This is a genomic window from Paraburkholderia fynbosensis (assembly GCF_902859935.1).
Lineage (GTDB): Bacteria > Pseudomonadota > Gammaproteobacteria > Burkholderiales > Burkholderiaceae > Paraburkholderia > Paraburkholderia fynbosensis.
The window spans coordinates 56,093-65,168 of record NZ_CADIKI010000032.1; the positions used below are offsets into that span (position 1 = coordinate 56,093).

The following is a 9,076-nucleotide window of genomic DNA, read 5'->3' on the forward strand; positions in this document are numbered from 1 at the left end:
ATGGGGCGCTGCGGTCGTACTGCCCGCGCCCAACGCGACGTCGTTCGCGTTGCTGGTCGATGCGCCGGCACCGAGTGCAATCGCATGGGTCTGGTTGGCCACTGCCGAATCGCCGAACGCCAGGGCGCTTGCGCCGTTCGCGGTGCTCGCGTTGCCCAGCGCGACCGCGCCTTGACCATTGGCGGTATTGCCGTTGCCCTGCGCTACCGCGCCGTCGCCCGTGGCGGTATTGTTCGCGCCCACGGCGACCGCGCCATTGCCGGTCGCGGTATTCGGATCGCCAATCGCGACTGCGCCGTTGCCGCTCGCGGTCTGCGCCTGACCAAGCGCGACTGCGCCCGTCCCACCGAGCACCTGGGAGTTATGGCCGCCGGCGAACGAACCCGCGCCGGCTGCCGCGGCGACGGTACTGCCGTCGCCGATCGCAACCGTGGAGGCGGCGAGCGCTCTTGCCGCATTGCCGATGGCGGAAGCATTAGCCGCGTTTGCCGTTGCGGAGGTACCCATGGCGAGGGCATCTGTGCTGGCGCCCGTGAGCGCCGAATCGCCTATCGCAATGGACGAGGAACCCGCCGAGCTCGCGCCGGAGCCGATCGCAATTGCGCGAATGCCCGACGCCGCGGCGCCTGCCACCGTCGCCGGGGTAGGCGCGCCGCCTTCGGCAACGGTATCGTATGACCCCAACGCTATCGAATTAGCACCGGTGGCTTGTGAGCCGTTCATCATACCGAGCGCGTTGAGCCCTGAGGCGGCAGCGCCCGCTCCCAAAGCTACGGCATTCTGTGCCGTCGCTTTGGACAATGTGCCGGCGGCGAGCGAAGAGGGACCGGTCGCAGTCACGTCCGTGCCGACGCCAATCGCACCCGCCGCCGTTGCGCCTGTGCCGGCGACCGAACGCGGTCCGAGATAAACGGCGTTGAGTCCGCTGGCGATGGACTGAAAACCGACAGCGACAGCATGCGTCCCGGAGGCCGCGGCGGTGTAGCCCACCCCGACCGCTGCAGGTCCGCTTGCCACAGCCTGGAAGCCAATCGCAGCGGCATAACTGGCGTTAGAGGTAACGTCAGTCCCGATGGCGATGGAGCCCGTTCCGGTCGAACCGGTGCCCGCCGCAGTGCGCGCGCCCAGATAAACGGCGTTCGCACCAGTGGCACTGGCCCCCGAGCCAACGGCTATACCGTTGGTCTGGGAGCCTGTGGCACCACTGCCCAATGCGACGACGCCCGAGGCCGCAGCGTTGGCACTCGAACCCATTGCAACGCTATTGTCTCCAGTTGCTTTCGCCAGGGGGCCAACAGCAGTAGACACGTTGCCGCTCGAGACAACGTCAACGCCAATCCCGATGGCCGACGTGCCGCTGGCGGCGACATCCGTACCGATGCCAATAGCCGACTGCGCGGTTGCGCCGGTACCCGGAGCTGTGCGCGCGCCCACGTAAATGGCGTTGATACCATTGGCAATAGCCTGGAAGCCGAAGGACAACGCATTAAGTCCCGTACTGCTGGCGGCGTAACCTACCGCAGTGGAGCCGCCGCCAGAGGCTGTGGATTGAAAGCCCACGCACGTGGTGCTGCCACTATAGAAGTTGTAGGGCGCCGCCGAACAGCTCACCTGCGCTTGCGCCTGCGCGGCCCATCCCCCGAAACCCATTAGCAACAGCACGGTGACGGCACGCGATCCCGAACCATGCGACGCCGCAGCACCCTGCTCGCCGCAGCGTGCGTCGCATATAGAAGCAGCCGCTCCCGACTTTCCCTTGCCGCGCGACGCGTCCAACTCCGACGCGGCTACGAAGGCGCCCAGCGCCTTGTTCCAGATGGTCCGATATTCTTTGTTCATGTCGTTGCCTCACGAGGTAATTGAAATTCGAAATTCGCAAAACACACGCGTGTTCATGCATCCCAATCTACTCAGGATGCCTATTTATCATGTTTAGGCCGTCTCGTTGCGGCGCACGTTCGTTTAGCGTTGGAACTGCGGCAAGTTCCTTCCGCCCTCGGTGAATCACGAATCTTGAGCGCGAGCGAATACCCACGCCCACAACGCGATTCGCATGACTAACTAAAGAATGAGGGTCGGTCAGATAGCCAGTTTTCGGCGAGCTGGCCGCTGAGACGTTTGACGAATGTCTGGGTTATGAAGGTCCGAAGGGCAGACGCAGACGAAAGGCGATCGCGTGGCGGAGCGCCGATCGCCGGTCAGATTGATATGATTTCCTCGCCGAGGCAGCGCCCGACTCTATTCCGACTGAGATGCTCATCGTTACTGCCCCCTCGGTAGCCTGTTGCAACGTTTCCTTGGTTCGTGGCATGGCAACTAGTGTCGCGCCCGTTACACGCACCGTTTCTCTTTCTCGCAACGTCTTGAGCACTGTGTGAGACGAAGGCCGCCAAGCTATTCGCATGGAATGCGGCGTCGCCCTTTTATTTGAGTCGTGTAACAAAAAGAAAGCTGAGTGCTCGCGGGAACTTTCTCATAGGTCTTTTCATTTGTCTACAAAAAGCCTTTGGTGATAGCCGGATATTGCGCAATTAGCAACGGGTCACCTTATTGCCACTCCGAAGGGGAGTTAGGAGCTTCTGACATCCGTATGGAAATCTGTAATTTTTTCGCTATTTTTTTAACTCGATTTCGTGTGGCAATGCATATTAAAAATGCAGGACAGTTAATGTAGAGAGAATAGGAATCTGTTCGCCTGCCCGCTGCCACAATACAACGGTGGCAGTAGCGGGCACCCAGGTTACTTACCAGCGGTAGCCGACGCCCGCGCCGACGGAACCGTGACCGGAAATGCCCGTCGCGACCGAGCCTTTGATCATCCACTTTTGCGTCGCGACCGACAGACCCACAGCCATCGCGGACTGACCGCCGTAGTTGCCCGCTGCGAGTGCTACAACCTTCTCGCCAAGCCAAAACAGCTTGCGGCAAGTTCGCCATGGCGATTGCGGACGCCGAACCGGCGTTCGCGTCACGGCGGTATTTCTGCACGTCGTCGCGAACGCTGTTGATCGCTGGTGATTGACGCGAGATCGGTCCAAAGCGCCGAAACCTGCAAAGCAATCGAGAAAAGCTGGGAGCCGTTCACCGCGTCCGTGCTGGTGGCGCTGATTTGACCAGCGGCGACATTTTGCAACTGATGCTCCTGACCGAATACGAAGACGCGCTGAAGGAAATGCACGCGATCCGAAGTGGCGAACAGGGCGTGCTTCGCATCGGTTACTTGCCAACGGTGCCAAACGCGCTGGTACCGGGCGCGTGCCGGCAGTTGTTGAGCGAACGCCCGGCCGCGCGTCTGCGACTGCGGCGTCGGCTCGCGCGCGATCTGGTCGACCTCCTCATGGCGGGCGAACTCGGTCTGGTCGCGGCGCCCGAGCCGACTCGCAGTGTAGGCGACATGACCTTCGTCGAGTTCTTTCGCGACTCGCTTTCCGTGCTCGCCGACGAAACGCATGCACTGCATCGCAAGCGCAATCTGCGGCTCGCGGATCTCGCGGATCAGGATTGGTTGCTGCCTGGACCGAACATTCTGCTGCAACAGCAAGTCGACGCGGCCTTCGAGCGGCAGGGGCTCGGGCCGCAGAAGCTGCGCGTAGAAACCGATGACGTAGCACCTCGCTACTGCATCTGCTGCGCGGTACGACGATGCTCTGCATAGCAGGCACTGAATCGTTCGAGAGTCTCGATGGATTGCGCGCATTGGATATCGGCACGGATGAACTCGACCTGCGCCGACGTATTGGTGTGGTCTTTCGCACCGGTGCTTACCTATCTCCGCTCGCGCAGCGCATAGTGGCACTGCTTCAGGAGCGGAGTAGCTGAACCGGCTAGCGGCCGGCTATCGGGCCAGCCAGGCCGACCAGCTGGCATGGGATCGGTCGCTGCGCCCGAAAGTCTGCAAGCTGGTCGAGCACCGGAAGCTGGCTCATATCGTGGCCAACAAGCTCCGGTTGCAGTGGTCGCCCATCAGACGCGCTATGTGATGCTGGTGAAGATCGCCAGCAAGGACAGCGAAACAGTAGTCAATGCGCCCATCAGACATGCTGGAAAGCTGCCGAAGGAACTGTATAAATCGCTTACCTGGGATCGGGGAACAGAGATGGCGGACCACAAGCGGTTCACCATTGCCACCGACATTGCCGTGTATTTCTGCGATCCCAAACAGCCCCTCGTAATGCGGCTCGAATGAAAATACCAACGGCCTGTTAAGACAGTACTTTTCGAAAGGCATCGATCTGTCGGTCTACTCGCAGGCCAAACTCAACACCGTGGCACGAAGGCTGAACGAGCGTCCAAGCAAGACACTGGACTACGAGACGCCCGCCGAACGATTCCAGCAAACTATTGCATCGACCGGTTGAATCCGCCACCCCACACCGGCCCTTCAGTCTTTCCCCAAAACAGCCAGTCACGCCAGTCAGCGAATGAGCAAAGGCACCGCGGATATTCGCGGCCGCGACCCTGTCCCGGAAGAAGAATCCTTGCCGACGGAAGATGATTCCCCGAGCAGGGGCAACCTCGTGGAGCCTCGCCGCCAGTCAACTCACGTTGCATCGTTCAGGACATTGTCTTGCGATAGCGCTTCCATCAGATCATCTGCAGACATTGGACGTCCAAGCAGGAAACCTTGCAGGGAATCGCAACCAAGTCGGGTCAGGAAGTCTCGCTGCCCCGCCGTCTCCACACCCTCCGCAACAATCTTCAGATTGAGTGTCTGGCCCAGCGCCACGATTGCGGAAACAATCGCTGCGTCTTCGGTGTCACTTGTGAGATCACGGACAAACCCGCGGTCGATTTTCAGTTCGCTGGCCGGTAGCCGCTTGAGGTAAAGGAGGCTCGAATAGCCCGTGCCAAAATCGTCGATTGAAATACGCACGCCCATGTCGTGCAGCTGCTGCAGGATTCGCAGGCTTGCATCGGCATCGCGCATCGCCGTCGATTCGGTGACCTCGAGCGTCAGGCAGTGTGGCTCCAGTGCATAGCGCTCCAGGGTTTCCCGCACCGTTTGAATCAGGCTCGCATGGCTAAATTGCAGGGCCGACAGATTGACCGCCATGGTCCAGTCCCAGTGGCCTGCTGTGCGCCATTCACTGATCTGCCGGCAGGCCTCGTCCAGCACCCATTCACCGATTGGCACGATCAACCCGGTTTTCTCCGCCATAGGGATGAACAGGTCCGGTGCAATGAGCCCGCGAGTGGGATGCGACCAGCGCACCAGAGCTTCTACGCCGATCACCGGTCCGTTGGGTGCGGTGAACTTGGGCTGGTATTGCAGGATTAGTTCGTGTCGCACAAGGGCTGAGCGGAGATCCTGCACGAGCTGTAGCTGCTCGTGAACGTGGGCATTCATCGACGCTTCGAAGAAACAGTAGACGTTGCGTCCGAGCGACTTCGCGTGATACATCGCTGCATCGGCATTGGCCAGCAGATCGCCTCGATGGCCGCCATCGCCGGGGTACATCGCAATACCGATACTGGTCGAGATGCGCAACACGCGGCCGGCCACCTGAAACGGCTCTTGAATGGCCGTCAGAACTTTGTCAGCGAGCGTCGCGGCATCCGCCGGTTCGGCTACCCCCGCCAGTAGCACGAATTCGTCTCCACCCATGCGGGCGATCGTGTCCTGTGGCCGGACGTTTGCCCCGATGCGCTCAGCGACTTCGACGAGCAACAGGTCGCCAGTGTGATGTCCGTAGGCATCGTTGACCGTCTTGAATCCATCGAGGTCCATGAACATCAGGGCGAAGCGGTTATTCTCGCGATTCGCGCTCTGGATCGCACGATCGAGTCGGTCTTCCAGCAACAAGCGATTAGGCAGTTTGGTGAGGTTGTCATGCAGCGCAAGGTAGGTCAGTTCCTGATTGGCCTCGGCGAGTGAAATCGCCAACATGGACGTGCGTGACTCCAACCGCAGGTCAAGTACTGAAATGATCAGCGCGATGGCGAGCACCGCGAGCGTGACGACGATGATCACCAGCGCCAACCATCCGGCGTTCACCCCATCGCGGGCCGCCCCACACACGCTTGCAAGCGGGAACTGCGCTGCCGCCATCCCGGTGTAATGCATCCCGACAATGGCAAAGCCCATTACCACAGCTGCTGCCGCACGCAATGGCCGAACCAGCGGTGAAACGCGGCGCAGGTTGAATGCAATCCACAGCGCCGCGCCCGAAGCGACGATCGCGATGACGACGGACAGAATGAACACGGACGGGATATACCGGATGCCCGGTGCCATGCGCATTGCGGCCATGCCCGTATAGTGCATGGCGACGATCCCAGCGCCCATCAGCAACGCGCCGCAGAACAAACGCGATGACGGCAACTCGTTCCGGCCCACGAGCCACAGCGCGAACGCTGAGGCTGCGATTGCGATCAGAAGCGAGAGCACGGTGATCGCGGGATCATAGCCGAGCGGAATCGGCAAGCTAAATGCCAGCATGCCGATAAAGTGCATCGACCAGATGCCGGTGCCCATCGCGACTGCACCGCCGGCCAGCCACCAGTGGGCTGCACGTCCCTGTGCGCTAGAAATGCGACCTGCCATGTCCAGCGCGGTATACGAGGCCAGAATCGCGACAAGCAGCGAGAACAGGACGAGCAGGCTGTTGTAGCTGCTAGCAAACATTTTGGTTGTCCCCGTAGACGTTATTCCGATTTGCCTGGATTCCTTCCGATTCGCCTTGGCACGACATCGTCAATGAAAGAACTGCAAGTTCGTCACGTTAACGGCCTGGTTCGCATGCAACTTTAGGGAAAGTCTGCAAAAGCCATCGGACCGGTTAGCCGGCGCGTTGCGCCATCTGCGGCCGGACGCTGGGTTCTGCGTCGATTTCAGATGAGCGCACCTGGCCGGCCCCGGTCGCACGGCGAACTTGCGTAGGCGACCCCGAGCGGTCATCCAGATTTCTACAAAGCAGCCCGTCAAGTCTGCGATCTGAGGATCCCCTTCGACGAATAGCTCGCTAGCACGACAGAAGTGGTCACGGGCCCGAATCTGGCAAGCGCGTCGATTGCGGTTTCGAGCTGGGCCATCTCTTCAACCACAATCCGAACGATGACGCAGTCTTCACCAGTGATCCGGTGCGCCTCGACGGTTTCGAGTTGTGGTGACGGCGAAGCGGCAAACTTGAACGAGGCAACGATCCCCGTTGCCCGTCATGCGACTGCCTGGTTCATCTGCTTGCTTCCTGGCACTAGCCGCTTGGCCATTCTTCGCAGATTTTGCGCAGTTGCTGCCATCAGAAACCCATCATGGGCACCGCTTGGACCGCGCAGTCGCAGACGGTCCAGTTTCAAGATACGTTTGAGATGGGCGAAGAGCATTTCCACCTTCTTTCGCTCACGACAAGATTGGTTGTATTCAGGCGTGTTCGCAATACGTCTCGTTTTGTCGCGCACAGCTTCATGGATGATTCGAGCAATCTTGCGGAATGGTGTATTCGGGCAGCAGCGATCCTTCATCGAACGGTTCTCACAGTCAAACTGGCTTGTCCGATAGATTATCGTGTCAGCCTTCGTGACTCGCGAGCGCGGATTTCTGAACTTGTGCCGATCACTGCGTAGTGCGTGCCCGGTGGGGCAGCGATATTCATTGGCCAGTTCATCCCATTTGAACTCGCTGCTGGACAATGTATTGTCCTTGCGCATCGTCTTATCCCAGAGCGGAACATGTGGTGCAATTTCCTTCTCTTCGATCATCCAGGCAAGCATCGCCGCTGAGCCATACGCAGTGTCGCCCACCAGACGTCGAGGTTTGAGATCGCACCGCTGCTCGACGCGCTCAATCATCGTCCTGGTTGATTCCACTTCGTGGGAACGGTTCGCGGGCGTCGCCTCGACGTCAACGATGATCCCCGCTTGCAGGTCAATCAGATAATTAATCGAATAGGCGAAGAACGGCAAGCCACCCTTGGCGGCTGTCCAGCTCGCGGCGGGATCCGTCAGAGATATCCTCTCTGGAGGCGTCGATGTCTCTGTCATCTCCGCCGCTTCGGTGCCTGCTGGATTCGCCTCTTCCAATGCTTCCAGATACTCCCGCACGGCACGGCTTTGGCCCGTGACACAACCCCAGTCGATTGATTCAGAACCCGGAACACCGCGTGCAGAACTCGCGTCGGCTCTGATGATGCTCGCGTCAATCGCGAATCCTTCACCCTTTACGAACCCTTCGGACATGCACCGACCCAGCACCGACTCGAACACATGGCGCAGCACATCGCTATCGCGGAAGCGACCGTGGCGGTTCTTGGAGAATGTCGAGTGTTCGGGTACGGCGTTCTCCAGGCCCATGCGGCAGAACCATCGATACGCCAGATTCAGATGCACTTCTTCGCATAGCCTGCGCTCTGACCGGATGCCGAAACAGTAGCCCACAATCAACATGCGGATCATGGGCTCTGGATCAATCGATGGCCGTCCCATCGGACTGTAGAACGGCGCGAGATGCCGGCGTAGATCACCCAGATCCAGGAAGTGATCATGTCGCGTCGTTCAATCAGACTGGCGATCGAGTCGCCGCTACCCCCGCGCAACGGGCCGACCTTTACGGTGGCGTATGCCCGTGCGACACCCATCGCGCCTCGGTCCCGGCCTTCGGCATGGAAGCGTGTTCTGCGCCCGCTGCCGCTTGCACTCAAGGTCTGACCACCGCGCAGATGAGCATGCCGTCCAGCTTCGGCCCGACGTACGATTTCAGCCCGCATGGGATCTGGGCTATGCCGCCGGGAGGAACGCACTCTGTGTTGCGCTGGCAGCTAGCGCACTGAACCTGGCCGAGGCGCACTTTCCGACACGTTGCTTTACAGTGAAATGGAAAAGACGTCGGGGGAAATGTCCATTGTCTCGTGCGGACGACGTTCGAACGTCCGCGTGAAAGCATCGGCGAACGTCCGTAGTTGGCCGCACAGCGACGGATGGCCGCCCACAGCCTTGGCTACACTTCATTCAAATCCCACCGGGCTCATGTCGACCCAGGCCGTGTGGAAACTCGACGGAGTTGCAATCCGACGGGGAAACCTGGCCCGTCGGCGCGTTTGGCTGTCTTTGGGGGTGTCGCGGCGATGACGAGACGCTGAAC

General features: G+C 60.2%; 5 protein-coding genes and 3 pseudogenes. 2 read left to right on the plus strand and 6 right to left on the minus strand.

Annotation, left to right across the window (positions count from 1 at the left end; genetic code table 11):
* Positions 1-96 precede the first annotated feature (96 nt).
* The 3 genes and pseudogenes from HV770_RS39965 to HV770_RS39975 all read right to left on the minus strand — a co-directional run.
* Positions 97-1,839: pseudogene (locus HV770_RS39965) on the minus strand (ESPR-type extended signal peptide-containing protein); the annotation flags it as partial.
* Between the two features lie 905 nt (positions 1,840-2,744).
* Entirely contained in the window at positions 2,745-2,972 is a 228-nt protein-coding gene (locus tag HV770_RS39970; RefSeq protein WP_425497547.1) for a YadA C-terminal domain-containing protein, read from the minus strand.
* Positions 2,969-3,178 carry a hypothetical protein gene (locus tag HV770_RS39975; RefSeq protein WP_425497548.1) on the minus strand — a complete coding sequence of 70 codons (210 nt, stop codon included), beginning with the start codon at positions 3,176-3,178 and terminating at the stop codon, positions 2,969-2,971. Before HV770_RS39975 ends, HV770_RS39970 begins: the two co-directional genes overlap by 4 nt.
* Between HV770_RS39975 and HV770_RS35005 the strand changes: the two genes are divergently transcribed.
* Positions 3,173-3,655: a LysR substrate-binding domain-containing protein gene (locus HV770_RS35005; protein WP_246291508.1), complete on the plus strand. Its 483-nt coding sequence runs from the start codon at positions 3,173-3,175 to the stop codon at positions 3,653-3,655. The genes HV770_RS39975 and HV770_RS35005 overlap by 6 nt on opposite strands.
* A gap of 306 nt (positions 3,656-3,961) precedes the next feature.
* Positions 3,962-4,358: pseudogene (locus HV770_RS35010) on the plus strand (IS30 family transposase); the annotation flags it as partial.
* Positions 4,359-4,540: 182 nt separating this feature from the next.
* Here the strand turns inward: HV770_RS35010 and HV770_RS35015 are convergent.
* The 3 genes and pseudogenes from HV770_RS35015 to HV770_RS35025 all read right to left on the minus strand — a co-directional run.
* A complete protein-coding gene (locus HV770_RS35015; RefSeq protein ID WP_175166025.1) occupies positions 4,541-6,625 on the minus strand; it encodes a putative bifunctional diguanylate cyclase/phosphodiesterase in 2,085 nt (694 codons plus the stop codon).
* Between the two features lie 296 nt (positions 6,626-6,921).
* A complete protein-coding gene (locus tag HV770_RS39180; RefSeq protein ID WP_246291505.1) occupies positions 6,922-7,044 on the minus strand; it encodes a hypothetical protein in 123 nt (40 codons plus the stop codon).
* 111 nt (positions 7,045-7,155) lie between these two features.
* Positions 7,156-8,478: pseudogene (locus HV770_RS35025) on the minus strand (IS1182 family transposase); the annotation flags it as partial.
* Between the last annotated feature and the right edge of the window lie 598 nt (positions 8,479-9,076).